At 63.0% G+C, this 23,792-nt stretch carries 26 protein-coding genes and 1 pseudogene; 17 read left to right on the plus strand and 10 right to left on the minus strand.

Features of this window, described 5'->3' with window-relative positions:
* The first annotated feature begins 4 nt into the window (after positions 1 to 4).
* From JNA92_RS20985 to JNA92_RS21005, 5 genes are all read left to right on the plus strand, one after another.
* Positions 5 to 838 (plus strand): carbohydrate ABC transporter permease, encoded by an 834-nt coding sequence (locus JNA92_RS20985; protein WP_241806458.1) that lies wholly within the window; start codon positions 5 to 7, stop codon positions 836 to 838.
* A 64-nt stretch (positions 839 to 902) separates the two neighbouring features.
* Positions 903 to 2,015: an ABC transporter ATP-binding protein gene (locus tag JNA92_RS20990; RefSeq protein WP_241806459.1), complete on the plus strand. Its 1,113-nt coding sequence runs from the start codon at positions 903 to 905 to the stop codon at positions 2,013 to 2,015.
* Positions 2,016 to 2,026: 11 nt separating this feature from the next.
* Positions 2,027 to 3,502 carry a mannitol dehydrogenase family protein gene (locus JNA92_RS20995; protein WP_241806460.1) on the plus strand — a complete coding sequence of 492 codons (1,476 nt, stop codon included), beginning with the start codon at positions 2,027 to 2,029 and terminating at the stop codon, positions 3,500 to 3,502.
* A 13-nt stretch (positions 3,503 to 3,515) separates the two neighbouring features.
* Positions 3,516 to 5,006 carry a xylulokinase gene (xylB, locus tag JNA92_RS21000; RefSeq protein ID WP_241806461.1) on the plus strand — a complete coding sequence of 497 codons (1,491 nt, stop codon included), beginning with the start codon at positions 3,516 to 3,518 and terminating at the stop codon, positions 5,004 to 5,006.
* Between the two features lie 41 nt (positions 5,007 to 5,047).
* Positions 5,048 to 6,013, plus strand: a complete 966-nt coding sequence (locus JNA92_RS21005; RefSeq protein ID WP_241806462.1) for a carbohydrate kinase family protein — start codon at positions 5,048 to 5,050, stop codon at positions 6,011 to 6,013.
* A gap of 7 nt (positions 6,014 to 6,020) precedes the next feature.
* On the opposite strand, the gene JNA92_RS21010 is transcribed toward JNA92_RS21005, so the two are convergent.
* On the minus strand, positions 6,021 to 7,094 hold the full coding sequence (locus tag JNA92_RS21010) for an aldo/keto reductase (RefSeq protein ID WP_241806463.1): 1,074 nt from the start codon (positions 7,092 to 7,094) through the stop codon (positions 6,021 to 6,023).
* A gap of 511 nt (positions 7,095 to 7,605) precedes the next feature.
* On the opposite strand from JNA92_RS21010, the pseudogene JNA92_RS26205 reads away from it, so the two are divergent.
* From JNA92_RS26205 to JNA92_RS21025, 3 genes and pseudogenes are all read left to right on the plus strand, one after another.
* Positions 7,606 to 7,716, plus strand: a pseudogene (locus JNA92_RS26205) (hypothetical protein); the annotation flags it as partial.
* A gap of 268 nt (positions 7,717 to 7,984) precedes the next feature.
* Positions 7,985 to 8,809 carry an AraC family transcriptional regulator gene (locus JNA92_RS21020; protein ID WP_241806464.1) on the plus strand — a complete coding sequence of 275 codons (825 nt, stop codon included), beginning with the start codon at positions 7,985 to 7,987 and terminating at the stop codon, positions 8,807 to 8,809.
* Positions 8,810 to 8,880: 71 nt separating this feature from the next.
* Complete coding sequence (locus tag JNA92_RS21025) at positions 8,881 to 9,267, plus strand: cupin domain-containing protein (protein WP_241806465.1); 387 nt, start codon at positions 8,881 to 8,883, stop codon at positions 9,265 to 9,267.
* A gap of 36 nt (positions 9,268 to 9,303) precedes the next feature.
* Here the strand turns inward: JNA92_RS21025 and JNA92_RS21030 are convergent, their stop codons facing one another.
* Genes JNA92_RS21030 through JNA92_RS21040 form a run of 3 tightly spaced genes read right to left on the minus strand, consistent with a single transcriptional unit; the run spans position 9,304 to position 10,756 of the window.
* The gene (locus JNA92_RS21030; RefSeq protein WP_241806466.1) at positions 9,304 to 9,762 is read right to left on the minus strand and encodes a DUF3429 domain-containing protein; all 459 of its coding nucleotides are present in this window, start codon (positions 9,760 to 9,762) and stop codon (positions 9,304 to 9,306) included.
* Positions 9,763 to 9,797: 35 nt separating this feature from the next.
* The gene (folE, locus tag JNA92_RS21035) at positions 9,798 to 10,358 is read right to left on the minus strand and encodes a GTP cyclohydrolase I FolE (RefSeq protein WP_241806467.1); all 561 of its coding nucleotides are present in this window, start codon (positions 10,356 to 10,358) and stop codon (positions 9,798 to 9,800) included.
* Complete coding sequence (locus JNA92_RS21040) at positions 10,343 to 10,756, minus strand: thiol-disulfide oxidoreductase DCC family protein (RefSeq protein ID WP_241806513.1); 414 nt, start codon at positions 10,754 to 10,756, stop codon at positions 10,343 to 10,345. The genes folE and JNA92_RS21040 overlap by 16 nt, the downstream gene beginning before the upstream one ends.
* Before the next feature lie 546 nt (positions 10,757 to 11,302).
* On the opposite strand from JNA92_RS21040, the gene JNA92_RS21045 reads away from it, so the two are divergent.
* From JNA92_RS21045 to JNA92_RS21055, 3 genes are all read left to right on the plus strand, one after another.
* Entirely contained in the window at positions 11,303 to 11,545 is a 243-nt protein-coding gene (locus tag JNA92_RS21045) for a hypothetical protein (RefSeq protein WP_241806468.1), read from the plus strand.
* A gap of 333 nt (positions 11,546 to 11,878) precedes the next feature.
* Positions 11,879 to 12,148: a DUF3077 domain-containing protein gene (locus JNA92_RS21050; protein ID WP_241806469.1), complete on the plus strand. Its 270-nt coding sequence runs from the start codon at positions 11,879 to 11,881 to the stop codon at positions 12,146 to 12,148.
* Positions 12,149 to 12,284: 136 nt separating this feature from the next.
* Complete coding sequence (locus tag JNA92_RS21055) at positions 12,285 to 13,448, plus strand: AAA family ATPase (protein ID WP_241806470.1); 1,164 nt, start codon at positions 12,285 to 12,287, stop codon at positions 13,446 to 13,448.
* A gap of 122 nt (positions 13,449 to 13,570) precedes the next feature.
* Here the strand turns inward: JNA92_RS21055 and JNA92_RS21060 are convergent, their stop codons facing one another.
* From JNA92_RS21060 to JNA92_RS21070, 3 genes are all read right to left on the minus strand, one after another.
* A complete protein-coding gene (locus tag JNA92_RS21060; protein ID WP_241806471.1) occupies positions 13,571 to 15,145 on the minus strand; it encodes an aldehyde dehydrogenase (NADP(+)) in 1,575 nt (524 codons plus the stop codon).
* 142 nt (positions 15,146 to 15,287) lie between these two features.
* Entirely contained in the window at positions 15,288 to 16,277 is a 990-nt protein-coding gene (gene araD1, locus JNA92_RS21065) for an AraD1 family protein (RefSeq protein WP_241806472.1), read from the minus strand.
* 28 nt (positions 16,278 to 16,305) lie between these two features.
* A complete protein-coding gene (locus tag JNA92_RS21070) occupies positions 16,306 to 17,613 on the minus strand; it encodes an MFS transporter (RefSeq protein WP_241806473.1) in 1,308 nt (435 codons plus the stop codon).
* Between the two features lie 186 nt (positions 17,614 to 17,799).
* Between JNA92_RS21070 and JNA92_RS21075 the strand changes: the two genes are divergently transcribed.
* From JNA92_RS21075 to JNA92_RS25855, 6 genes are all read left to right on the plus strand, one after another.
* Positions 17,800 to 19,533, plus strand: coding sequence for an IlvD/Edd family dehydratase (locus JNA92_RS21075; protein WP_241806474.1), 1,734 nt, complete (start codon positions 17,800 to 17,802; stop codon positions 19,531 to 19,533).
* Positions 19,534 to 19,714: 181 nt separating this feature from the next.
* Positions 19,715 to 20,437, plus strand: coding sequence for a FadR/GntR family transcriptional regulator (locus tag JNA92_RS21080; protein ID WP_241806475.1), 723 nt, complete (start codon positions 19,715 to 19,717; stop codon positions 20,435 to 20,437).
* 804 nt (positions 20,438 to 21,241) lie between these two features.
* Positions 21,242 to 21,508, plus strand: a complete 267-nt coding sequence (locus tag JNA92_RS26210) for a DUF551 domain-containing protein (RefSeq protein WP_431312475.1) — start codon at positions 21,242 to 21,244, stop codon at positions 21,506 to 21,508.
* Positions 21,444 to 21,692 carry a hypothetical protein gene (locus JNA92_RS21085; RefSeq protein ID WP_241806476.1) on the plus strand — a complete coding sequence of 83 codons (249 nt, stop codon included), beginning with the start codon at positions 21,444 to 21,446 and terminating at the stop codon, positions 21,690 to 21,692. Before JNA92_RS26210 ends, JNA92_RS21085 begins: the two co-directional genes overlap by 65 nt.
* Positions 21,689 to 21,919, plus strand: a complete 231-nt coding sequence (locus JNA92_RS21090; RefSeq protein ID WP_241806477.1) for a hypothetical protein — start codon at positions 21,689 to 21,691, stop codon at positions 21,917 to 21,919. The genes JNA92_RS21085 and JNA92_RS21090 overlap by 4 nt, the downstream gene beginning before the upstream one ends.
* The gene (locus JNA92_RS25855; protein WP_277818235.1) at positions 21,916 to 22,050 is read left to right on the plus strand and encodes a hypothetical protein; all 135 of its coding nucleotides are present in this window, start codon (positions 21,916 to 21,918) and stop codon (positions 22,048 to 22,050) included. The genes JNA92_RS21090 and JNA92_RS25855 overlap by 4 nt, the downstream gene beginning before the upstream one ends.
* A 235-nt stretch (positions 22,051 to 22,285) precedes the next feature.
* On the opposite strand, the gene trbK is transcribed toward JNA92_RS25855, so the two are convergent.
* From trbK to JNA92_RS21105, 3 genes are all read right to left on the minus strand, one after another.
* Entirely contained in the window at positions 22,286 to 22,504 is a 219-nt protein-coding gene (gene trbK, locus JNA92_RS21095; RefSeq protein ID WP_267822815.1) for an entry exclusion lipoprotein TrbK, read from the minus strand.
* Positions 22,501 to 22,671, minus strand: coding sequence for a hypothetical protein (locus JNA92_RS21100; protein WP_241806479.1), 171 nt, complete (start codon positions 22,669 to 22,671; stop codon positions 22,501 to 22,503). Before JNA92_RS21100 ends, trbK begins: the two co-directional genes overlap by 4 nt.
* 114 nt (positions 22,672 to 22,785) lie before the next feature.
* Positions 22,786 to 23,214 (minus strand): hypothetical protein, encoded by a 429-nt coding sequence (locus JNA92_RS21105; RefSeq protein ID WP_241806480.1) that lies wholly within the window; start codon positions 23,212 to 23,214, stop codon positions 22,786 to 22,788.
* Positions 23,215 to 23,792: the final 578 nt, after the last annotated feature.

Here is a 23,792-nt window from a genome sequence, read left to right on the forward strand (position 1 = left end):
CGCCATGCTGTCACTCAAGCAAACCCGCCGCCTGCGCGACGCATTGATTGGCCTGCTGTGCTGGGGCATCGCCCTGACGATCTTCTTCCCGATCTTCTGGATGCTGCTGACCAGCTTCAAGACTGAGCTCGATGCCTTCGCCACCCCGCCGCAGTTCATCTTCGCGCCAACGCTGGAAAACTACCTGCACATCAACGACCGCAGCGATTATTTCGCCTATGCCTGGAATTCGGTGCTGATCGCTTTCTCGGCCACCGCGCTGTGCATGCTTATCGCAGTGCCGGCGGCCTACTCCATGGCCTTTTTCGAAACCCGCCACACCAAGCGCACGCTGCTGTGGATGCTGTCGACCAAGATGCTGCCGCCGGTGGGCGTGCTGATGCCTATCTACCTGCTGGCCAAGCAGTTCGGCCTGCTCGACTCGCGCCTGGCGCTGATCATCGTCTACACCCTGATCAACCTGCCGATCGTGGTGTGGATGGTGTACACCTACTTCAAGGACATCCCGGTGGACATCCTTGAAGCCGCGCGCCTGGACGGTGCCGGCACCTGGCAGGAAATCGTCCGCGTGCTGCTGCCGATCACCCGCGGCGGGCTTGCCTCGACCGTGCTGCTGTCGTTGATCCTGTGCTGGAACGAGGCGTTCTGGTCGCTCAACCTGACCTCTTCGGCGGCCGCGCCACTGACCGCGCTGGTGGCCTCCTACTCAAGCCCCGAGGGGCTGTTCTGGGCCAAGCTTTCGGCCGTCTCGACCCTGGCCTGCGCGCCCATCCTGATTTTCGGCTGGATCAGCCAAAAGCAGCTGGTGCGTGGCCTGTCGTTCGGGGCCGTCAAATGACCCAGCGCCCACGCGACACCTGCTCGATCAACCCCATTGCCGGCCGCCGCAGAGGACATTCGCCATGGCTGACCTGAAGATCCGCAACCTGCACAAAGGCTTCGATGGCCACGCCATCATCAAGGGCATCGACCTGGAGGTGCGCGACCGTGAGTTCGTGGTCTTCGTCGGCCCGTCCGGGTGTGGCAAGTCGACCCTGCTGCGGCTGATCGCCGGGCTTGAGGAGGTCAGCGGCGGCCATATCACCCTGGACGGCGTCGACATCACTGACACCGCCCCGGCCAAACGTGACCTGGCCATGGTGTTCCAGACCTACGCGCTTTACCCGCACATGACCGTTCGCAAGAACCTGTCGTTCGCCTTGGACCTGGCCGGCGTGGACAAGCGTGACGTGCAGGCCAAAGTCGACAACGCCGCGCGCATCCTCGAACTGCAACCGTTGCTCGAACGCAAGCCGCGGCAACTGTCGGGCGGCCAGCGCCAGCGGGTGGCGATCGGCCGGGCGATCGTGCGCAACCCGAAGATTTTCCTGTTCGACGAGCCGCTTTCGAACCTCGACGCCGCCCTGCGCGTGCAGATGCGGCTGGAGCTTGCGCGCCTGCACCAGGAGCTGGCCGCGACCATGATCTACGTGACCCACGACCAGGTCGAGGCTATGACCCTGGCCGACAAGGTGGTGGTGCTCAACGGCGGGCGCATCGAGCAGGTCGGCTCACCGCTGGAGCTGTACCACCACCCGGCCAACCTGTTCGTCGCAGGTTTTCTCGGCACCCCGAAAATGGGCTTTTTGCGCGGCCACCTGAGCCACAGCCAGGGCACACAGTGCGAGGTCACCCTTGAGTGCGGCGCCCGTGTCAGCCTGGCACTGAGCACAGACGCCCTGCCCGCTGGCAGCCCCGTGACGCTGGGCATCCGCCCCGAGCACCTGAACATCGCCAGCACCGGGCACGACACACCCGGCTCACTGCAGGTGACCGCCGACGTCAGTGAACGCCTGGGCAGCGACAGCTACTGCCATGTACGTGCCGGCTCCGGGGAAATGCTCACCGTACGGGTGCGCGGCGACTTTGCGCCGGCCTTCGGCGCGCCCTTGGACCTGACCTTCGACCCGGGCCACTGCCACCTGTTCGACAGCAACGGCCAAGCCCTGGACAAACGCCTGCAGCACGCGGCCTGAGGACACACGCGATGAAACTCGACCCGCACCACCTCGACCTGCTGGCGCCTACGGTCGCCCGCCCTTCCTACGCGCCCTCGCAACTGCGCCAGGGCATCGTGCACATTGGCGTAGGTGGGTTCCACCGTGCCCACCAGGCGGCCTACACCGACGCCCTGATGAACCGCGGCGAAGGGCTGGACTGGGCCATCTGCGGCGCCGGCCTGCGCAGCGAAGACCGCGCCATGCGCGACGCGCTGGCGGCGCAGGGCTACCTGTACACCCTGTTCGTGCTGGACGACCAACCTGACACCGAAGTGCGGGTGATCGGTGCCCTCAATGACATGCTTCTGGCCGAGGACGACGCCCAGGCGCTGCTGGCCAAACTGGCCGAGCCCGGCATCCGCATCGTCTCGCTGACCATCACCGAAGGCGGCTACTGCATCGACGACAGCACCGGCGAGTTTCGCGCCGAGCTGGCGCAGGTCCAGCACGACCTGGCCAACCCGCAGGCGCCGCAAGGCGTCTTCGGCTTCCTCTGCGAAGCCTTGCGGCGGCGCCGCGAGGCCGGCGTGGGGCCGTTCACGGTGATGTCCTGCGACAACCTTCCACACAATGGCGCGGTGGCGCGCAAGGCGCTGCTGGCCTTTGCCCAGTTGCTCGACCCGGACCTGGCCCGCTGGATAGGCGAGAACGTGAGCTTCCCCAATGCCATGGTCGACCGCATCACGCCAATGACCAGCAGCGACCACCGCCAACAACTGTTCGAGCGCCACGGCGTCGAGGATGCCTGGCCGGTGGTGTGCGAGCCGTTCCTGCAGTGGGTGGTGGAAGACACATTCGTCGCCGGGCGCCCGGCCTGGGAAAAGGTCGGCGTGCAGTTCACCGACGACGTCACCCCCTATGAAGAAATGAAGATCAAGCTGCTCAACGGCAGCCACCTGGCACTGACCTACCTGGGCTTCCTGCAGGGCTATCGCCTGGTCCACGAAACCCTTGCCGACCCACTGCTGCGCCGCTACATGCGCACGTTCATGGACCTGGACGTGACCCCGCAGCTTGCCCCGGCGCCCGGCATCGACCTGGAACGCTACAAGGACAGCCTCACCGAGCGCTTTGCCAACCGCGCCATCGCCGATCAACTGGAGCGGGTGTGCTCGGACGGCTCATCGAAGTTTCCCAAGTACATCGTCCCCACCGCCAACCAGCTGATTGCCCAGGGCCAGCCGCTGGACCGCGTGGCCCTGGTGGTGGCGGCCTGGGCCTTGTACCTGGGCGGGGTAGACGAACAGGGCAGCACCTATGCCATCCCCGACCCGCGCGCGGCCCAGTGCCAGGCACGGGTGGTGCAGCGTGACGGGCTGGCTGCCCGAGTGCTGGGCGACGAGACCATATTCGGCACGGTCATCCCCGCCTCCGGTGCCTTCGTCAGCGCCTTCGAGCGCCTGTATGACAGCCTGTGTGAGGTTGGCGTGAGCGAAACACTGCGCCACGTGCTTGGCGACTGACCCGGAGCGCGCGATGGACGGACTGTTTCTCGGCATCGATTGCGGTACCCAGGGCACCAAGGCGCTGGTGTTGGACGCCGGCAGCGGCCAGGTGCTGGGCCTTGGTAGTGCCGCGCACGCGCCTGCCCGGGGCCGAAACGGGCGCCGCGAGCAGGACCCGGCCGACTGGCTGGCCGCCCTGCACACGGCAGTCGCTGGCGCACTGCATGAGGCCGGCGTCGACGGCCAGGCCATCCGTGCGCTGGCGGTATCAGGCCAGCAGCATGGCCTGGTGATGCTGGACGCCCAAGGCCACGTGCTGCGCCCGGCCAAGCTCTGGTGCGACACCGAAACCACGGCAGAAAACCAGGCCCTGCTGGACGCGCTCGGCGGTCCGCAGGGCTCGCTCGACCGGCTGGGGCTGGTGATCGCCCCGGGCTATACCCTATCTAAGCTGCTGTGGAGCAAACGGCACTTCCCCGACCTGTTCGCCCGCCTGGCCCATGTGCTGCTGCCCCACGACTACCTCAATTACTGGCTGACAGGCCGCGCCTGCAGCGAGCCGGGCGATGCGTCGGGTACCGGTTACTACAACGTGCACCGCAACACCTGGGCAAACGATGTGCTGCAACTCATAGAGCCGGGCGAGCGCCTGTTGGCGGCACTGCCCGAGCTGCTCGCCCCTGGCGCCTGCGTCGGCCCGCTGCGCGAGCAGGCTGCTGCTGGCCTGGGGCTGAACCCTCACGCCTGGGTGGCCACCGGCGGCGGCGACAACATGCTCAGCGCCATCGGTACCGGCAATATCAGCCCCGGCATGATCACCCTCAGCCTGGGCACCTCGGGTACCCTGGCAGCTTACACCGAGCATGCCCAGCTCAACCCCAAGGGCGAGGTGGCGAACTTCTGCGCCTCCAGCGGTGGCTGGCTGCCCTTGATCTGCACGATGAACCTGACCAGCGCTTGTGCGCTGGTGCGTGACCTGCTGGAGCTTGACCTCACCCGCTTCACGGCCCTCGCCGCGCACGCGCCGGTTGGCGCCGACGGCCTGTTGATGCTGCCGTTTTTCGATGGCGAACGCGTACCCGCGCTGCCCACTGCCAGCGCCAGCCTGCATGGCATGACCAGCGCCAACCTGACCCGTGCCAACTTGTGCCGGGCCGTGCTCGAAGGCACCTGCTTCAGCCTGCGCTATGGCCTGGACCTGCTGCGCGCCAATGGCCTGCAGGGCAGCGAAATCCGCCTGGTAGGTGGGGCGGCAAAAAGCGAGTTGTGGCGCCAGGTCCTGGCCAATCTGCTGGGCCTGCCACTGGTGTGCCCGCGCCAGACCGAAGCCGCCGCACTGGGCGCGGCCATCCAGGCCGCCTGGAGCCTTGGCCGCGAACTGGGCAACGGCGACAGCCTCCAGGCCCTGTGCGAGCGCTGCGTCGAGCTGGACGAAAGCACCCGCACGCTGCCCAACCTGGCACAACAGGCCGCCTACGGCGTGGCCTACAGACGCTACCTGGATCACCTGCCTGTGCGCTGATCGCGGTACTGTCCTTACTTTTTTCTGTTTGGGAGAACTTCATGTATCTGGTATGTGGCGAGGCGTTGTTCGATGTCTTCAGCGTGGAAAACGGCCCGCGCAGCGCAGAACTGGGCTTAACCGCAATCGCTGGTGGCTCGCCGTTCAACGTCGCCGTCGGCCTGCGCAGGCTTGGCGTTGCTGCTGGGTTGTTCGGCGGATTGTCCAGCGACCCCCTCGGCGCGCGCCTGCGCCGGGTACTGGAGGAAGAAGGCGTCGATTGCCAGCACCTGGTCACCAGCGATGCCCCCACCACCCTGGCCATGGTCGGCCTGGATGCCAACGGCTCGGCGCAGTACCAGTTCCGCGGCGAAGGCTGCGCCGACCGGCAGGTGCGGCTTGAGCATCTGCCGATACTGGATGAGCACGTGCACGGGCTGCACGTAGGGTCGTACACACTGGTGGTGACACCCGTGGCCGACACGCTGCTGGCATTGGTGGAACGCGAACGCGACCAGCGGCTGATCAGCCTGGACCCGAACGTGCGCCTGAATCCACAGCCGGATGTGGCGCTGTGGCGCACACGCGTTGAAGCATTTGCCGCGCACGCACATTTGATCAAGGCCAGCGAGGAAGACCTGCAGGTGTTGTACCCGGGGCGCGACGTTGGCGAGGTAGCCCGTGGCTGGTTGAACGAGCGCTGCCGACTGGTGTTCGTGACCCACGGGGCTGAGGGGGCCAGCGTGCATTGTGCGCACGGGTCATGGCACAGGCCCGCGGACAGCTCACTGCCGGTTCGCGATACCGTGGGGGCTGGGGACACGTTCCAGGCAGCCGTGCTGGCCTGCCTGGCTCGACTGGGTGTGGACAGCCCGAGGGGTGTGGCGATGCTGGCGCGCGAGACGGTCGATGCGATACTGACCTACGCTATTGCGGCGGCGGCGGTGACCTGTTCCAGGGTCGGGCCGGACCTGCCGTTTGAACGTGAGGTTTCCCGCATGCCTCAGGCTGTCGATACCTCGGGCTGATTACCGATCAGGCGTTGTGCTGCTTCATCGTTTGCCGATGCAGGGCAATGAAGGGTGCCTCCGCCGGGTCGATGCGGTCCATTTTCGCCGCGATGCGGTGCCAGTACGGATACTGCGGCGCAATCTGCGTCACGCGCTCGATCTGCTCCAGGTCTTGGCTTGTCAGCACCAGTTCCACCGCCTGCAGGTTGTCGTGCAACTGCTCGGCCGTGCGCCCCGCGGTGATGACACTGGTGATGCCTGGCCGGTCCTTGAGCCAGGCCAGGCACACCCGTGCCGGGGAGCAGCCATGGCGCCGCCCCACCTCGATCAGCGCCTCGATGATGTCGTAGGCCCGCTCCTTGTCATGCACGTAGGGTTCCGGCCAATCATTGCCCTGGCGCGTGCCGGCGGGTGTCTGTTGCCCGCGGCGCACCTTGCCGGTCAACAAGCCCTCCCCCAGCGGCCCCCATACCAGCGTGGCAAGGCCCTGGTCGAGCGCCATCGGCAGCAGCTCGTACTCCGCTTCACGGGCTTCGGGGGTGTAGTAGATCTGCTGGGAAACCGGCTGCTGCCAGCCGTTGAGCCGGGCACTGCCGAGGGTTTTCATCATCTGCCAGGCGGTGTAGTTGGACGTGCCGAAGTAACGCACCTTGCCGCTTTGCACCAAGTGCTCCAGCGCGGCCAGGGTCTCTTCTACAGGGGTGATGCCGTCCCAGTTATGGATCTGGTAGAGGTCGATGTGGTCGGTGCCCAAGCGCTTGAGGCTGGCTTCGCAGGCACGGATCAGGTGATAGCGCGAGGCGCCGCTGTCGTTGGGGTTGTCGCCCATCGGGCTGCGCGCCTTGGTGGCGAGGATGATCGACTGGCGCCGTTCACCCAGCGCCTGGCCGACGATTTCTTCGGCCAGGCCGTGGGAGTAAAGGTCTGCCGTGTCGACCAGGTTGACCCCGGCGTCGAAGGCGATGTCGAACATGCGCCGGGCCAGTGCCACATCCACGCTGCCAGTTTTCTCGAATGCGCCACGCCCACCGAACGGGACCGTGCCGACTACCAGTTCAGAGACCAGCAGGCCAGTGTTGCCGAGTGTGCGGTACTTCATGGGGAGTGCCTCCAAATGCGAACGACTTGGAAGTACCGACGGGGTGAATTGCTGAAACGTTCAATCTGATTGGTTATGCCTAAGCGCTTTGGGGCTGCTGCGCAGCCCATCGCCGGCAAGCCGGCTCCCACCCGGGCCGCGCGGTTCTTGAGCTGCGCGCTCGACCTGTGTCAGCCGGCTTGCCGGCTCTTGCATGAACAGCGCAGTTCTTCAGCTGCACGCTGGACCTGTGGCCGGGCTTGCCGGCGATGGGCCGCAAAGCGGCCCCATCTTCAAGGTTTCACTCAGCGCCAGGCGGGATACCGTCCTTGTTCTTGTCCTTGAGCCTGGCTTTTTCCTCTTCCGTGGAATGGGCCGGAACCTGGCTTTGTTTCGGGTCTTCGTTGTGCTCAGTCATGGTGCTTGCCCTCAGGGTGATGTTCGTTGGGCTTCCTCGTGACGAGGCAGTTCAACTGGGATTACCAACATACCCATCAAAGCTTGCACACCTCAGGCTCTCCTACGCAGCACTCTGCTAAAGCATTTCCAGCCCGGCCGCCTGCTGGTCGCAGCAAGCCTGCTGACGATGTCCGTCCAGGCTGCCACCCTGCCCCGCGACAGCGGTGCCCCGGTTGGTGACAATCACCCACCTCACATGCCCTGTGGAAAGTGAACAAAAAACGGCATAATCACGAAATCTGAAGATTTTGTGAGCTGGATTAAAAAAAACACAGCGCTCACGCCCAAACTGAAGGAAAAGGTGCATGCGGGCAGCGGGAGATACTCCGGGCCCGCGATCAATCGCCGTAAACAGTACCTGTACAGGGTCCCTGAGGCGGTGTTCGACTCAAGCGCAACAGGCGGCAGAGCGACAGTCGGATGCATAGCGTTGAGTCAAAGAGCGTTTATTCATGGCACGAAAAGCAAGCCACGCAGCCCGCCCCGACTGGGTCATCCGCAGCGCTCACCCTGGCAGCGTAGAGCGGATAGAAGCGTGGTTCGGTAGCCATGGCTACGATCCTCACCGTCACGACACCTACTCGATCGGCCGCACCCTCGCGGGGGTGCAGAGCTTTCACTACAAAGGGGCGCTGTGCCACGGCCTGCCGGGTAACACGTTGGTCCTGCACCCTGACGAAGTGCACGACGGCATGGCCGGGACTGAAGCGGGCTTTCGCTACCGCATGGCCTACATCGACCCAGCACTGATCCAGAATGCGCTCGGCGGTGAACCTTTGCCCTTCATCGCGGGTGGGCTGTCCAGCGACCCGCGCCTGTACCGCGCCAGTGAAGCCTTCGTGCAGGCACTGGAGCACCCGCTGGAAACGCTGGAGGAACAGGACGCCGTGTATGACCTGGCGATGGCGTTGCGTGCGGTGGGCGGTAAGCCACGCGGCCGCAAACGCCTGGATTACCGGGCGGCCGAGCGCGCCAGGGCGTTCATCCTGGAGCACCTTCACCTGGGCATCACCCTGGAGATGCTGGAACAGGCCAGCGGCCGCGAACAATGGAGCCTGTCCCGCGACTTTCGCGCCCTCTACGGCACCAGCCCCTACCGCTTCGTGACCCTGCGGCGCCTGGACACTGTGCGCAGGCTGATGCTCGATGGTTTCACCTTGGTCGATGCGGCCCTGGCGGCAGGCTTTCACGATCAAAGCCACATGACACGGCACTTCACACGCAGCTATGGGGTGCCACCGCTGCGCTGGCTGGAGCGCTTGCGACCTGCGCGCTGACGTGCAGGATCGTACAAGAACGCCTTGTGGCGGTTCGATAGGCTGGCCACTTCAACCCATGAGGATCCGTCATGTCCAACCCCAGCCCGCAACGCCCGGCATCACCCGTAAACCTGGCCCAGAAAGCTGCACTGATCGAACAGCAGTGGAGCCCGAGAGTGGTCGCCGAGATGAACGACTACCAGTTCAAGGTTGTGCGAATAGAAGGTGAATTCATCTGGCATTCCCACCCGGAAACCGACGAAGCGTTTCTTGTGCTCGAAGGCACCTTGCGCATCGATTTACCGCAGGGCTGCGTTCATGTGAACCCAGGCGAGTTGTATGTGGTACCACGTGGGGTGGAGCACAGGACAGCGGCGCAGGGCGAAGCGAAACTGATGATGATCGAGCCCAGAGGCGTGTTGAATACCGGCCATGAAGGTGGAGAACGCACTGCCATGAACGACGTGTGGATATGAGGGGTAAACATCACTCATAGCGGACTGTTTGTGGTTTCAAAAGTCCATTGCTACCGCAAGTGCACTGAGCAGCAAACAGAAGCTTGCCACAGCTGTTAAATGGACCCGCATCGGCAGATACCACCCCGGCACAGCTTGCACCAGTTTGCGATCCTGCCAAAGGTGGCCGATAAAACCACAGGTCAGCACCAGACAACCCAATGGCACGGGTAGCAACGTGCCAACCCAACCGATCAGGGCCGGGATAACGCTCCACACGAGCCGCTCGCGACGCTGCTTCGCGAGCAAACCCTGTAACGTCATGGCGAAGCCCCAGTGCAGGGCGCCGACGAAGCTCAGTATCACAGCGCCGTAGCTGACCAACATGAACGAGGTGAAAGCTCGATACTCAGCGAAAAAAACGATGAGCAGGGTCAAACCAACGAAGGGCAGCAAGCCACCGTAACCCAGCATCGTGTAGCGGCTTGCAGGTAAAGCAGCAGTGACTGCATTCATTTGGACGCCCCTTCGCGACGGTTCAGCATCGCCTGTCAATTGTGCCGCCCAATGAGGTTAAGGAATTCGTGCCGAGTCGAAGCGGAGTCGCGAAACTCACCCAGCATCACGGAGGAAATCATCACGGAGTTCTGCTTCTCGACACCGCGCATCATCATGCACATGTGCTTCGCTTCAATCACGACCGCAACCCCTGCGGCATCCGTGACTTGCCCAATTGCATGCGCAATCTGCCGCGTCAGGTTTTCCTGTATCTGTAAGCGACGGGCATACATGTCCACCACGCGCGCGACCTTGGAAAGCCCCAATACCCGCCCTGTTGGCAAATACGCGACATGCGCCTTGCCGATGAACGGCAACATGTGGTGTTCGCACAACGAGTAGAGCTCAATGTCACGCACGACAATCATCTCGTCGTTCTGACTTTCGAACAGAGCACCGTTGACGACCTCGTCAAGACGCTGGGCATATCCGTTGCACAAGTACTGCATCGCTTTGGCCGCACGCTGGGGCGTGTCCACCAGCCCCTCGCGCTGCGGGTTTTCACCAACGCCAACAAGGATCTGATGGTAGTGCTCGGCTAACGAATGTGACATTTGGACTCCTCACCGCTACAGCGGTGCCCGGCATCGGGATGTGGTAGCCAGGCCAAGTGTGGCCGCAAACGACAGAACAACCGGTAAAAGACCGAAAACAGGGGGCGTAGCGGGCGCCAGGACAGTGGCGCGACCCACATACCCGCATCGGCAGCACGCCAGGCCCACAAGGTAGCGTCCAAGCCCTTGACCCATTGCCCGTTCGCGAACCGTCCATGCAGGCATGACCTCAGTTGCTCAACCGTCACGCTCAATGCCTCTGCTTCGAAATCATCATCACTGATATCAACCAGCATGAGCTTCGCCTGGGTCGATTTCCGGCGCAGAAAGGCTATCTCTCTAGCGCACAGGGGGCAGGCGCCATCGAAGTACAGCGTTAGGGGCCACTGACAATACATGTACAACCTCAAATATTTGTACAGGTTTTTGTATAAGTTAGCGGAAACCAGGGAATTCGCAATGGGCATGCGCTTGTGTGGGGGCTGATCTTGGCAGGGGGATTGGGCTGGGCCAACGATTCGAGTGGACTGGAGTGGTATTCGGTTTTTGTGTTGTTCTACCCAATACCTGGACTGACCGCAGTGATCATGCTGCTCGTCACTCGCCGAAGGGCGGCGTTACAGGCTGTTACATCGAACGGCTGAAAAAATCAGATTTAACCCCTTTCCTGTAGGGCATTTCCCAAAGATACTGCCGCCGCCTGTTTTTCGTTGCACATGCCCAACGTGGATTCTAGTCTCGGCCCGTCGCTGCCAATTCAGCGATCGGTTTTGACAGGCCGTCTTCGTTGTCCACATGTGCACACTTTTATGGTGGCTGTACGTGCGGGCACCTCTGGTGCGCCGAGTGCCAACGTCTCGGTCTGTCAACCCGCGTACAGCTGCCACCTCATTGTTTGACAGCAAGACCGTGGTAGCTCCACCCTTCGACGTTGGAGTTTCATCATGCTCAAGATCGTCCCCGATCCGCCTCACAATCCCCATTCCCTCGAAGACACGCTGATGATGGCTGCCGACTACGCGCTCTGCGCCGAGATCGTGGCCCAGCAGGCGATGTTGATGCAGCCGAAAGCCCCCGTATCCGTGATGATCATGACCTCGATGCACGAACTTGATGCCCTGCGCAAATTGCTCGAGTCAGCACTGGCACAAATACAAAAGCCAGCCGATCCACAAACGCTGCATTAATCCTCATCATGATCGGCCTGGCCTGGCTTCTTCACGGGCTAGCTTCCTTGCACAGCACCGCCGCTGAGGTCGTGGACGCCACTCAGGCGCCCGGTGAAACCTGTGGGGGTCAGCTCGCCGGCGATGGGCCGCAACGCGGACCCAAGGGCTGCTGCGCAGCCCATCGCCGGCAAGCCGGCTCCCACCACGATCGCGCAGTTCTTCAGGCTTGCGCTTTGCCTGTGGAAGCACAGGTCTTGCCCAATTTCTAAAAGTTGGCGCAATCCATGTGGGAGCCAGGCTCGCCGGCGATAGGGCCAGCCCAGGCAGTTACAACTTCAGGGAGATCACACCATGGCCACCGAACAAACCGCATTCACCGTGGGCAAAACCGTCTTCTACCAAGGCGAAAACCAGACCCACCCCCTCTTCCGCATCGAGCCCGGCATCCCCTGCCAAAGCGCCCGCGAACAAGCCTCGGAACTGATGGGCTACGCCCGCGACCTGACCCTCGACGGCCTGATGGAAGATAAACCTCAGCTGCTCTGGGCCTCGCACTACCTCTGCGCCCTGGCCAAAGCCCTGCTCGACGATGCCGAACTGGGCGCGATGAAAACCCCGTGACCCTACCCCTACCTGCAGACCTACGCCGCCCCTCGCCGGAGCGGCCTTGTGTCGCGAAAGGACCTTGCCCAAGAGGTAGTAAGCCTGGTGCAGTTCGACCACAATCAGACGCTGAGTCAAACTTGGGACGCACCGCATGCTCACCACCCTCGCCATCGGCAACTACCGCTCCATCAACCATCTTGTGTTGCCCTTGAGCCAACTCAACCTGGTGACCGGCGCAAACGGCAGCGGCAAATCCAATCTGTACAAAGCCCTGCGCCTGCTCGCCGAGACCGCTCAGGGTGGCGTGATCGAAGCGCTTGCCCGCGAAGGCGGGTTGGATTCGACCTGGTGGGCGGGGCCAGAGATGAGTGCGCGCATGAAACGCGGTGAAGTGCCCATCCAAGGCCAGCACCCGAGCGAAGCCAAACGTCTGCGCCTGGGGTTCGCCACCGAAGATTTCGGCTTTGCCATCTCGCTGGGCTTGCCGATACCCCTGCCCTATCCCACCGCCTTCATGCTCGACCCTGAGATCAAGACCGAAGCCATCTGGGGCGCTGGGGCTTATCGCCCATCGTCCTTGCTGGTCGAGCGCAAGAACGCCATGGTTCGTGCGCGGGAGGGCAATGGTTGGACGGTGCTCGATCAACATGCCGACAGCTGCGAGAGCTTCTTCAACATCGTGGGCCGGCCACGGCAGGCGCCGGAGATTGGTGAGCTGCGGGCGTTCATCAACAGCTGGCGCTTTTACGATCATTTCCGTATCGACCGCGACGCCCCTTGCCGCCAACCCCAGCTGGGGACCCGCTCGCCGGTGCTGCACCATGACGGCCGCAACCTTGCCTCGGCGTTGCAGACCATTATCGAGATTGGTGAGGTGGAGGACTTGGTAGCGGCATTGGATGACGCGTTTCCCGGTAGCCGCTTGGAGATTGATGCGCCGCCGGGCGGGCTGTTCAGCGTGCGGCTGCACCAGCATGGGCTGCTGCGCCCACTGGGCGGGGGCGAATTGTCGGATGGTACGTTGCGGTATCTGCTGTTGATGGCTGCGCTGCTGACGCCACGGCCGCCATCGCTGATGGTGCTGAACGAGCCGGAAACCAGCCTCCATGCCGACCTGCTGCCCGCGCTGGCGCGGTTGATCGTTCGTGCTTCGCGGCGGAGCCAGGTTTGGGTGGTGTCGCACAGTGCGCCGCTGATTGAGGCGCTGTCAGCCTGTGACGGGTGCAACTTACTGGAGCTGGAGAAGGTTCAGGGGCAGACACAGCTGCGCGGGGTGGGGTTGCTGGATGAACCGCTGTGGCGGTGGGTTGACTGACTGCGATGCACCAAAAGCCCAAATGCCGAGGCGTGCAACGTAGGAGCTGATCGCTCCTACGCGCGCCCTGACGCACTGGACGCTTTGCACGTCCTGCCCTCGAGCCAGAGCCAGCCCCGGCGTCAGCTCAGCGGGTCGCGGCTGTGCTGGCCGTCGACCAGGCGCTGCACGCCCAACGGGTTGGCGTTTTTCAGGGCGTCGGGTAACAGCGCGTCTGGGTAGTCCTGGTAGCACACCGGGCGCAGAAAGCGGTCGATGGCCAGGGTGCCGACGGAGGTACCACGGGCATCGGAGGTGGCCGGGTAAGGGCCGCCATGCACCATGGCATCACACACCTCGACGCCTGTCGGGTAGCCGTTGACCAACAGGCGGCCGGCCTTGCGCTGCAGCAGCGGGACCAGCGCGGCAAAGCGCTGGAAGTCTTCCGGCTCGGCAATCAGGGTGGCAGTCAGTTGCCCGTGCAGGGCTTGCAGCGCGCGGCGCAGTTCGGCTTCGTCGGCCACCTCGACCACCACCGTGGCAGGCCCGAAAACCTCTTCCTGCAACAGCTCGTCGCCGCTTAGCAGCACGCTCACATCAGCCTGGAACAGCTGTGCCTGGGCCTGGTCGCCGACCTGCTCGGCACCGGCCAGATGGCGCACGCCCGGGTGGCGCTGCAGGCGCTGTACGCCGCTGGTGTAGCTGCGCAAGGTACCGGCATTGAGCATGGTCTGCGCGGGCTGGTCGGCCATTTGCGCAGCCAGTGCCGTGACAAAGGTGTCGAACGCTGCGCCAGCGATGCCGATGACCAACCCGGGGTTGGTGCAGAACTGCCCGCAGCCCAGCACCACCGAGGCGGCCAGTTCCTTGGCCACCTGCTCGCCGCGGGCCTGCAGCGCCGCGGGCAACACCAGCACCGGGTTGATGCTGCTCATTTCGGCAAACACCGGGATAGGCTGCGGGCGCGCCGCCGCCAGATCGCACAGGGCACGGCCGCCCTTGAGCGAACCGGTGAAGCCGACCGCCTGGATCGCCGGGTGGCGCACCAGCGCTTCACCGACACCGGCGCCGTAGATCATGTTGAACACCCCGGCAGGCATGCCGGTGGCCACCACCGCACGCTCGATAGCTTCTGCTACCTGCTCTGCAGTGGCCATATGGCCGCTGTGTGCCTTGACCACCACCGGGCAGCCGGCAGCCAGCGCTGCGGCGGTGTCACCGCCTGCCGTGGAGAAGGCCAATGGGAAGTTGCTGGCGCCGAACACCGCCACCGGGCCAAGGCCGGTACGGTACTGGCGCAGGTCAGGGCGTGGCAGTGGCTGGCGCTGTGGCTGCGCACGGTCGATACGCGCCCCCAGGTAGTCGCCACGGCGCAGCACTTTGGCGAACAGGCGCATCTGGTTGCTGGTACGGCCACGCTCGCCCTGGATGCGCGCAGCCGGCAGCGCAGTCTCGCGGCACACTGTGGCGACGAAGGTATCGTCCAGCGCGTCCAGCTGGTCGGCGATGGCATCCAGAAACTGCGCGCGGCGCTCTGGTGCCAGCGCATTGTATTCGGCAAATGCCGCTTCGGCGGCCTGGGCGGCGGCGGCCACTTCCTCAGGGGTGACCTGGGTGAAGACCACCGGCAATGCTTCGCCGGTGCGTGCATCGAAGCTTCGCAGACGAACGCTGCCAGCAGCGCTGCGCTGGCCGCCAATGAAGTTGCTTGCAGACATGGTTGACTCCTGTAACAAAGAAAGAGGGCTCGGTGGCACATGGCGCCCAGCCCCTTTAGGTTTGCGCGGGCCCTGTGGGCGCTGGCTTGCCGGCGATGGACCGCACAGCGGTCCCGACTTCGTCGACTGGCCGGCAACACACTCAAAGGCTTTTCACTACCCCGGGGCGAACCTGCACGGACGCTGCGCCAATACCATTGCGCAGCGGCTGGCCAAAGGCGTCGAGGCTGACCTCGAAGGTATCGCCCGGGCGAGCCTGAACGCCGTCGGCAAACGACAGCGTGGCGGTGCCGAAATAGTGCACATGGATATCGCCAGCACGCAGGAACTGGTCGTACTTGAAGTGGTGGAACTCAAGGTTCTCGAAGCTGTGGCACATGTTCTGCTCACCCGACAGGAACGGCTTGCTCCACAGCACCTGGCCATCGCGCAGGATGCGGCTGGTGCCTTCAAGGTGAGCCGGCAATGCCCCCAGGCGCAGCTCCGGGCCGAAGCTGCAGGCGCGCAGCTTGGAATGCGCCAGGTACAGGTAGTTGCGCCGCTCCATCACATGGTCGGAAAACTCGTTGCCCAAGGCGTAGCCGAGGCGGTATGGCGTGGCGTCGGGTCCGATCAGGTACAGCCCGACCAGCTCCGGCTCTTCGCCAGCATCTTCGGCAAAAGCCGGCAGCGGCAGGTCGGCACCGGGGCGCACGACGATGCCGCCGTCGCCCTTGTAGAACCACTCAGGCTGCGCGCCCTCCTCGCCCGCTGCCGGCCGACCGCCCTCCAGGCCCCACTGGAACATGCGCATGCTGTCGGTGACGGCGCCTTCGGCTTGCTGCTGGTGCATCTTGTCGCGGGTGGCGGCGCTTCCCAGGTGGGTCAGGCCGGTGCCGGTCACCAGGCAGTGGGCCGGGTCCGGGTGGTCCAGCGGTGGCAGTACGCGGCCTTCGGCCAGCAGGGCCAGGTAGTCATGGCGCTCGCCCAGCCCGGCGGCCCGCACCTCGCTGGCCAGGTCACGGCCCGCAGCGATGGCCTGCAGAGCCAGCTCACGGGTGCTGCTGGCGCCCAGTACTTCAAGGGCGTACTCGCCTTCCACCACGCCCACGTGGCGCGCGCCGGCGGCGGTTTCGAATTGGATCAGTCGCATGCTTGTGCTCGCTTGTCGGTTGCTAAGGTTAGCGGGAGGCTTCGGCCGCCCGTGAGGAAGCCAGGCGCTGGCGGCGCTCCAGGCGGTTGTAGACCACGCCCGTGAGCAGCACCCCGCACAGCATCACCAGCGCCAGGAAGTACAGGCCCGACGACAGCTGCCCGGTGTACTCCTTCAGCGCGCCGATGCCGAACGGGCCCAGGTAGCCGCCGAGGTTGCCGATCGAGTTGATCAAGGCGATGCCCGCAGCAGCGCTGGCACCGGAGAAGAACCGCCCCGGCAGCGTCCAGAAGATGGCCGTGCAGGAGAACAGCGCGAACGCCACCAGGCACAGCGCGGCCAACTGCAGCACCGGCACCGTCAGCCAGGCGCTGAAGAACAGGCCGATTGCACCCAAGGCGTAAAGCAGGCCCAGATGGCCATAGCGGTCGTTCAGGCGGTCGGAGCTACGCGGCACGATCAGCAGCCCGATGATGCCGAACAGGTAGGGCACCGCCGAGACGAAACCGGTGACCAGGTCACTGCCGCCAAACTGGTGGATCAGCGTTGGCAGCCAAAGGCCCAGGCCATAGATGCTCAGGGTCATCGGCAGGTAGAACAGCGCCAGCAACAGGACCCGGCTGTCTTTCAGGGCATGCAGCGGGTTGCCATGGCGGGTCTGGCCGAACTCGCGCAGGTCGTTGGCCAACTGCTCTTGCAACCAGTTGCGTTGCTCGTCGCTGAGCCAGCGCACCTTGGCAGGGCCGTCCGGCAGCAGGCGTAAAGTGGGCCAGGCCAGCAGCATTGCCGGGGTGCCGATACAGATGAACAACCACTGCCAGCCATGCAGGCCATAACTGCCCTCAAGCCCCAGCAGCGCGCCCGAAAGCGGCCCGGTGATCAGCATGGCAAGCGGCTGCGAGAGAATGAAGAAACCGAGGATTTTGCCGCGATGGCGCACCGGGTACCACTGGGTGATGTAGTACAGCACCCCCGGGAAGAAGCCCGCCTCGGCGGCCCCCAGCAAGAAGCGCATCACGTAGAAACCGTTGGGCCCGGTGACGAACGCCATGCCTACGGTAATCGCGCCCCAGGTCACCAGGATGCGGGCGAACCAGCGACGCGCGCCGAAGCGGTCGAGCAACAGGTTGCTCGGCACTTCGAAAAGAAAATAACCGATGAAGAATAGCCCGGCGCCAAGGCCATAGGCCGCGTCACCCAGGCCAATGTCGGCGCCCATGTGCAGCTTGGCAAAGCCTACTGCCGAACGATCGACATAGGCCACCAGGTAAAGCAGAACCAGAAAAGGGATGAGTTTCAGTGTGATCAGGCGGACGAGCCGCTGCTCCTGAATCATGGCGATGTCTCCAATTGTTCTTGTAATGGGCACAGCACCTGGCCGGGGCTTTTTGGCAGACCGCTAACCTGGCAAATCGATCATATAGTATTACTATTTAAAACAACAACCCTTCACAGACGCCTTTTCAGCCGGTAGAGTCAGCACAACAACGACAAATAGTAATACTAATTAGGTGTTCCGCTTATGTCTGACAACAACCGCCCCCTGCGCTCCGCCCAATGGTTTGGTACCGCCGACAAAAACGGCTTCATGTACCGCAGCTGGATGAAGAACCAAGGCATCCCGGACCACGAATTCCAGGGCAAGCCGATCATCGGCATCTGCAACACCTGGTCGGAGCTGACCCCGTGCAACGCCCACTTCCGCAAGATTGCCGAGCACGTCAAAAAAGGCGTGCTGGAGGCGGGTGGCTTCCCGGTGGAGTTCCCGGTGTTTTCCAGCGGCGAGTCCAACCTGCGCCCCACCGCCATGCTGACGCGCAACCTGGCGAGCATGGATGTGGAAGAAGCGATCCGTGGCAACCCGGTGGACGCCGTGGTGCTACTGACCGGCTGCGACAAGACCACCCCGGCACTGCTGATGGGCGCCGCCAGCTGCGACGTGCCAGCGATCGTGGTCACCGGTGGGCCGATGCTCAACGGCAAGCACAAAGGCAAGGACATTGGCGCCGGCACCATCGTCTGGCAGATGCACGAGGCCTATAAGGCCGGCCAGATCGACCTCAACGAATTCCTCTCCGCCGAAGCCGGCATGTCGCGCTCAGCGGGCACCTGCAACACCATGGGCACCGCGTCGACCATGGCCTGCATGGCCGAAGCGCTGGGCACCTCGCTGCCGCACAACGCCGCCATCCCCGCGGTGGATGCCCGCCGCTACGTACTGGCCCACCTGTCGGGCATGCGCATTGTCGACATGGTCCGCGAAGACCTGCGTTTGTCGAAGATCCTCACCCGCGAAGCCTTCGAGAACGCCATCCGCGTCAACGCCGCCATCGGTGGTTCGACCAACGCCGTGATCCACCTCAAGGCCATTGCCGGGCGCATTGGCGTAGACCTGCAACTGGAAGACTGGACCCGCGTCGGCCGCGGCACACCGACCTTGGTCGACTTGCAACCCTCGGGCCGCTTCCTGATGGAAGAGTTCTACTACGCCGGCGGCCTGCCCGCAGTCATCCGCCGCCTGGGCGAGCACGGCCTGCTGCCCAACCCCACTGCATTGACCGCCAACGGCAAAAGCCTGTGGGACAACTGCCTGGCCGCGCCGCTGTATGACGAAGAAGTCATCCGCCCGCTCGATAAACCACTGGTAGCCGATGGCGGCATCTGCATCCTGCGCGGCAACCTGGCGCCCAAAGGCGCGGTGCTCAAGCCCTCAGCGGCCACCCCGGCGCTGATGCAGCACCGCGGCCGCGCCGTGGTGTTCGAGAACTTCGAGGACTACAAAGCACGCATCAACGACCCCGAGTTGGATGTGGACGCCAATTCGGTGCTGGTGATGAAGTACTGCGGGCCCAAGGGCTACCCGGGCATGGCCGAGGTGGGCAACATGGGCCTGCCGGCCAAGCTGCTGGCCCAGGGCGTGACCGACATGGTGCGCATTTCCGACGCCCGCATGAGTGGTACTGCCTACGGCACCGTGGTGCTGCACGTGGCACCCGAGGCTGCTGCGGGCGGGCCATTGGCAGCCGTACGCGAAGGTGACTGGATCGAGCTGGACTGCAAGGAAGGCCGGCTGCACCTGGACATCAGCGCCGAAGAACTGGCTGGCCGCCTGGCCGACCTGCAAGCGCCACCCCAGCTGATCAGTGGTGGTTATGCGAAGCTGTATCTGGACCATGTGATGCAGGCTGACGAAGGTTGCGATTTCGACTTCCTGGTTGGCTGCCGTGGCGCTGCGGTGCCCAAGCATTCGCACTGACCAACCCGCAACACCGCCGCGCAGTAGCGGCGGTGTACCGCTTGAGGGCGAAGCCCGCGCCCTTCACCGCACCACTTCCCGCTGACAGACAAATCACCCCGCCCAGCCCCGCCCCACAGGCCGCCCCTCGACCACTAATGCTATGATGCCCACCCCGCTCGAAGGACCTCCCGCGCCCCCCATGAACTATCGCCAGCCCACCACGCGCAAAAGCATGCACGCCACCCTGGTCCAGGACCTCGGCCTGCAAATCGTATCCGGCCAACTCGCACCCGGGCAAAAGCTGCCCTCCGAGGCCAGCCTGTGCGAAAGCTACGCGATCAGCCGGCCGGTATTCCGCGAAGCGATGCGCGCCCTGACCGCCAAGGGCCTGGTCGAAGCGCGTCCGCGAGTCGGCACGCTGGTGCGGCCCCGCCATGACTGGCACATGCTCGACCCCGATGTGCTGCACTGGCTGATGCAGGCCACCCCACAAAAGGACTTTTTCAATACCCTGTCCAGCGTGCGCTGGGTCATCGAACCGGCCGCCGCCGCGCTGGCCGCCACCAACGCCACCCCCGAGGATGTCGCGTCGATCGGCGAGGCCTACCAGCGCATGGAAGCGGCGCGCACCCATGAAGAGCGCCTGCAACCCGACCTGGACTTCCACGCCCGCATCGCCGACGCCACCCACAACGACCTGCTGGCCTACCTGTGCAACATGTTGTCGATGGCCCTGCGCGAATCGGTGCGCTATTCCAACCAGCGGCCAAACTTCGACCAACTCGCCCTGCCCCGGCACAAAGCGATTCTCACGGCTATCCAGAACGGCGACGCACTGGGTGCAAGGCATGCTTCGCTGGTGCAGCTTGAAGATGCGCGTGTGGCGTTGAGCAAGGTGTTGGGGCAAGACCCGACTAGCTGAGGCAAAGTCTTTCGGCTGCCTGCGCGTTATTTTTTTGAGCAGAACGAACTCGTAACGCAGTTCTCGCGTTACGTCATCAAGCTGACGCGGAAACAGGGCGCCGAATCTAGATCACGCGCCCGTGCAGCTCTGAAGCAGTCAAAAAAATTGAATCTCGTAGTTGCCTGCTGGGTCAGGAATTATGAACGCAGTAAATCTGACGAGGTAACAGCAATGACTATCGAAGCAGAGACACTCGCTCAACTTGCCGAAGCCCTTCAAGAGCGCGGCATGACTCTAGTAACAGACGTTGCATTTACCAGAGCGCCATACCGACTAAACCACCGCTGGATTTGCACCGTAGAGTAGTACTTCTTTTTGCCGGCGGCTCGGACTAAGACTCCACCGCCGGCCCCCTTTTGTAGCCCTTCTGCAACACCACACCTCCCTTCCCTTCACATCGACCGCACTGGTAGGCGCCAGGCCACCTTTCACGGTGGGTTTGGTCATCCGCGGCTGGCTCCTGGCCGATGCGGTCCTGAGGATCACCAAATGCATAACTGCACTGATACCCAGGCCGTGTGCCGGGGCTGCGGTCTCAAGCTGCGTGGTTCACCTTCTTGGAAAGGTGGTCTGGCCTATCACCCTGATCCGAAAGGCGAGGTGAATCGCTGCCGTTACGGGGGTTGGGTCTGCTCGCGGCGCTGTGACATCAAGGCCTGCGTCGAGCTGGAAGGAACCATGCCCGGCTGTGGCGGCGTGAACAGCTTCGAGCGCCTTACGCACTACGCCAAAGAGCATCACCCGCCATTGGCCGGAGGCAGCATGAGCGGCTGGATCAAATGCAGCGACAGGCTGCCAGAGGAGATCAAGGCAGACTATTTGATCGTCTGCGAGTCCGGCGAAGTCGCGCTTTCCGAGTACGTCTACGACGACACCGAAGGCTGGGGGTTCTGGTACGACCCGTACGCGACTCATTGGATGCCCCTACCTTCCCCACCAAGTAGCCCACCACCTGGAGGCGACCATGGCCACCCAGCACGACCTCTATGCCGACAGCGCCCAGGCCTTGGATCGTCGTCTCTCTGGTGAGCAGGAAGTTCACTGGGCGGAAGGCATTACGCCACAGCAGGCTGCGGCTAATAACCGGGCTTGGCTCGCCATGATCCGCAAACAAGACAAGAACCAGAAGGCAAGCAGCCGGACGGCGATCGCGTCAGCACTCGACAAGATGGAAGCCATGAGTGGCACAGGCGCCGCCCGGAGGACAGCATGAGCAAAGGCACACGCGACGAGGTGGTCGCCATTATCAACTCGCGCTTCGATGCTATCAACGCTTCGTTCAGCGATAGCTTGCGCGGCGAGCTGGCTATGGCCATCGATCTGGCCGGCCTTACAGGCGCCATCGGAATCGACACGCAGCGGGCCTACACAGAGCGGCTGAATCGGATCATTGAACGCGTTCACCAGCAGTGGATGGAAACGAACGGGAGAGTGGCATGAGCACCGCACCGGTCAAATCGCTGATGGACGAGCAGATCGAGGAAATCAGCGCGCACAACCTGCGCGAAGCCTATCGCCTGGCTGAGCAGCGCGGCTACTTCGGCGCCCCTATGGGGAATGCTTCGACCTGACCATCAACGAGTTTGACCCGAAGAAGAGCCTCTTCCTTGGCGCCACTTACGGTATCGAGGCTTTGCTGCTGAACCTATACACCGGAGGGGTGAAGCTCGACTTCGAGGAGATCGCTACCTACGAAGTGCGTTACAGCCAATCCGACTACTGACACCCCTGCGCTACCCGCCAGCGCCTCTCCCTCGAACGAAAACGCCGCCTGAGAAGGCGGCGCTGACTGACGAAGATCGGACGTTACCAGGTCTTCGGCTCTGACTTCTTGTAAGAGCCTCCCGTCATGCACTTCTCGACCAGGTCTTCGCGAGCCTTGTTGTCTGGAAGTGTTTTCAGGTAGTCGGGCTGGCAGTGCTCGGTCGTTGGCTCGTAGGCAGCAGTGTCGAGGGCGTCTTCTTTGCAGCCGGCCAAGCTCATAGCGAGTGCCGCAGCAAGGATTGGGGCAAAGCATGACTTCACGGCTTGAACCCCTCGTCCTGGCTTTCATCAGGCGGAGTGATGTTCCAGAGATTCTCGCTGGCTTCCTGCTGTGCCTGAGCCTTCTTCTCTTCCTCAGACTCCCAGCATCCGCTGAGGGAAATTGCAGCAATGGCAACGATGGCTGCGCCTACGATGGTGCGTTTCATGAGGTTCCTTCCTGTGAAATGGCCGGCTTTTATACCAAAGATCGCAACCCTTCGCAAAAACTGACACCGAGCGCTGCCCGCCAGCGCCTTCCCCTATTCAACGAAGGCCTTAGTTCATTGCGCGCGATTTCTCTGCTCACTTCGCTTGCGGATATACGAACGCATCATCCGGCGCTGAATCCAGCCGATAATAATGACCTGCAGTACAATGCAGAGCACCACGAATGCGGTCCTGGCATATTGGCTCAATGTAAGCTCAAAGGCCAAAACGCCCCATATGAGCATCAAGCTTCCTTGGAAGAACAGCCCCGTCACAGCAGACAGAAAGGAGTCAACCCAGAACCATCTGTCTGGGAGGAATTCCAAGGGGCCCATAGCAAAGAGGGCGATGCCGAAAGGCATACTTAAAACTGTGGGTAGCATGCCCAGGTCACCGTAGCGCAGCAGACTGCACCAAGCCACGAACCCTAATAAAGATCCGGTACGCCAGCGATTCGTCGTCAGACGTGAAAAAAGAGCCTTCAATCTGTTCCGTCGCACCATTACCACTGTCCCTGTTAGGTAAGCGGCGAAGCATACCAGCAAGAATCACTGCGCGGCGCTGCCCGCCAGAGCCTTCCCCTATTCAACGATAACGCCTCCCCGGCGAGGGCGGTGCCTGCAATGGGCACACTACCTTTTCATCCGGATCCGCTTCCGCTCAGCGCGCTCTTGAAATTGATCCCAGTCGAAGTTGATCATGGATGACAGCAGCTTCAGATCATCGTAAACCTTGAATGTCGCCTCCGTAGTTGGCGTCGTGGCCATGTATTTCTCAACTTCATAGTGCATTTTATAAAGTGAGCCCATCAAGCCGCTGTAGTACGTGAGGGACCAAAAAACGCACAGGCACAAAAAAGCCCGAAAAATCAGGGCTCTGATGAAAATTTGTGGCGGAAGCGTAGGGATTCGAACCTTCCAGCCGTTGCCCCCTCTCGGCTAATCGCCATTTCGCATGAGCTGATGCAAATGCCCAAGACTCTGTCGTTTCTGAATTCTTGACTAACGGTAATTGAAATTCGGTGGGGCAAAAAGTTGGGCAAAATTGCTAACCACGAAAAAGCGGACAGCCATAAAAAAAT

The organism is Pseudomonas putida, from assembly GCF_022627325.1.
Lineage (GTDB): Bacteria > Pseudomonadota > Gammaproteobacteria > Pseudomonadales > Pseudomonadaceae > Aquipseudomonas > Aquipseudomonas putida_X.

Excerpts from the sequence above, each read along its gene's own strand:
- JNA92_RS21025 (WP_241806465.1), top strand. The coding sequence starts at position 8,881 with ATGTCCAACCCCAGCCCGCAACGCCCGGCATCACCCGTAAACCTGGCC.
- JNA92_RS21060 (WP_241806471.1), bottom strand. The coding sequence starts at position 15,145 with ATGTCTGCAAGCAACTTCATTGGCGGCCAGCGCAGCGCTGCTGGCAGC.
- JNA92_RS21045 (WP_241806468.1), top strand. The coding sequence starts at position 11,303 with ATGCTCAAGATCGTCCCCGATCCGCCTCACAATCCCCATTCCCTCGAA.
- JNA92_RS25855 (WP_277818235.1), top strand. The coding sequence starts at position 21,916 with ATGAGCACCGCACCGGTCAAATCGCTGATGGACGAGCAGATCGAGGAA.
- JNA92_RS21080 (WP_241806475.1), top strand. The coding sequence starts at position 19,715 with ATGAACTATCGCCAGCCCACCACGCGCAAAAGCATGCACGCCACCCTG.
- JNA92_RS21050 (WP_241806469.1), top strand. The coding sequence starts at position 11,879 with ATGGCCACCGAACAAACCGCATTCACCGTGGGCAAAACCGTCTTCTAC.
- JNA92_RS20985 (WP_241806458.1), top strand. The coding sequence starts at position 5 with ATGCTGTCACTCAAGCAAACCCGCCGCCTGCGCGACGCATTGATTGGC.
- JNA92_RS21010 (WP_241806463.1), bottom strand. The coding sequence starts at position 7,094 with ATGAAGTACCGCACACTCGGCAACACTGGCCTGCTGGTCTCTGAACTG.
- JNA92_RS21040 (WP_241806513.1), bottom strand. The coding sequence starts at position 10,756 with ATGTATTGTCAGTGGCCCCTAACGCTGTACTTCGATGGCGCCTGCCCC.
- araD1 (WP_241806472.1), bottom strand. The coding sequence starts at position 16,277 with ATGCGACTGATCCAATTCGAAACCGCCGCCGGCGCGCGCCACGTGGGC.
- JNA92_RS21090 (WP_241806477.1), top strand. The coding sequence starts at position 21,689 with ATGAGCAAAGGCACACGCGACGAGGTGGTCGCCATTATCAACTCGCGC.
- JNA92_RS21085 (WP_241806476.1), top strand. The coding sequence starts at position 21,444 with ATGGCCACCCAGCACGACCTCTATGCCGACAGCGCCCAGGCCTTGGAT.
- JNA92_RS21030 (WP_241806466.1), bottom strand. The coding sequence starts at position 9,762 with ATGAATGCAGTCACTGCTGCTTTACCTGCAAGCCGCTACACGATGCTG.
- xylB (WP_241806461.1), top strand. The coding sequence starts at position 3,516 with ATGGACGGACTGTTTCTCGGCATCGATTGCGGTACCCAGGGCACCAAG.
- JNA92_RS20995 (WP_241806460.1), top strand. The coding sequence starts at position 2,027 with ATGAAACTCGACCCGCACCACCTCGACCTGCTGGCGCCTACGGTCGCC.
- JNA92_RS26210 (WP_431312475.1), top strand. The coding sequence starts at position 21,242 with ATGAGCGGCTGGATCAAATGCAGCGACAGGCTGCCAGAGGAGATCAAG.
- JNA92_RS21075 (WP_241806474.1), top strand. The coding sequence starts at position 17,800 with ATGTCTGACAACAACCGCCCCCTGCGCTCCGCCCAATGGTTTGGTACC.
- JNA92_RS21100 (WP_241806479.1), bottom strand. The coding sequence starts at position 22,671 with ATGAAACGCACCATCGTAGGCGCAGCCATCGTTGCCATTGCTGCAATT.
- JNA92_RS20990 (WP_241806459.1), top strand. The coding sequence starts at position 903 with ATGGCTGACCTGAAGATCCGCAACCTGCACAAAGGCTTCGATGGCCAC.
- JNA92_RS21005 (WP_241806462.1), top strand. The coding sequence starts at position 5,048 with ATGTATCTGGTATGTGGCGAGGCGTTGTTCGATGTCTTCAGCGTGGAA.
- JNA92_RS21055 (WP_241806470.1), top strand. The coding sequence starts at position 12,285 with ATGCTCACCACCCTCGCCATCGGCAACTACCGCTCCATCAACCATCTT.
- JNA92_RS21105 (WP_241806480.1), bottom strand. The coding sequence starts at position 23,214 with ATGGTGCGACGGAACAGATTGAAGGCTCTTTTTTCACGTCTGACGACG.
- folE (WP_241806467.1), bottom strand. The coding sequence starts at position 10,358 with ATGTCACATTCGTTAGCCGAGCACTACCATCAGATCCTTGTTGGCGTT.
- JNA92_RS21070 (WP_241806473.1), bottom strand. The coding sequence starts at position 17,613 with ATGATTCAGGAGCAGCGGCTCGTCCGCCTGATCACACTGAAACTCATC.
- JNA92_RS21020 (WP_241806464.1), top strand. The coding sequence starts at position 7,985 with ATGGCACGAAAAGCAAGCCACGCAGCCCGCCCCGACTGGGTCATCCGC.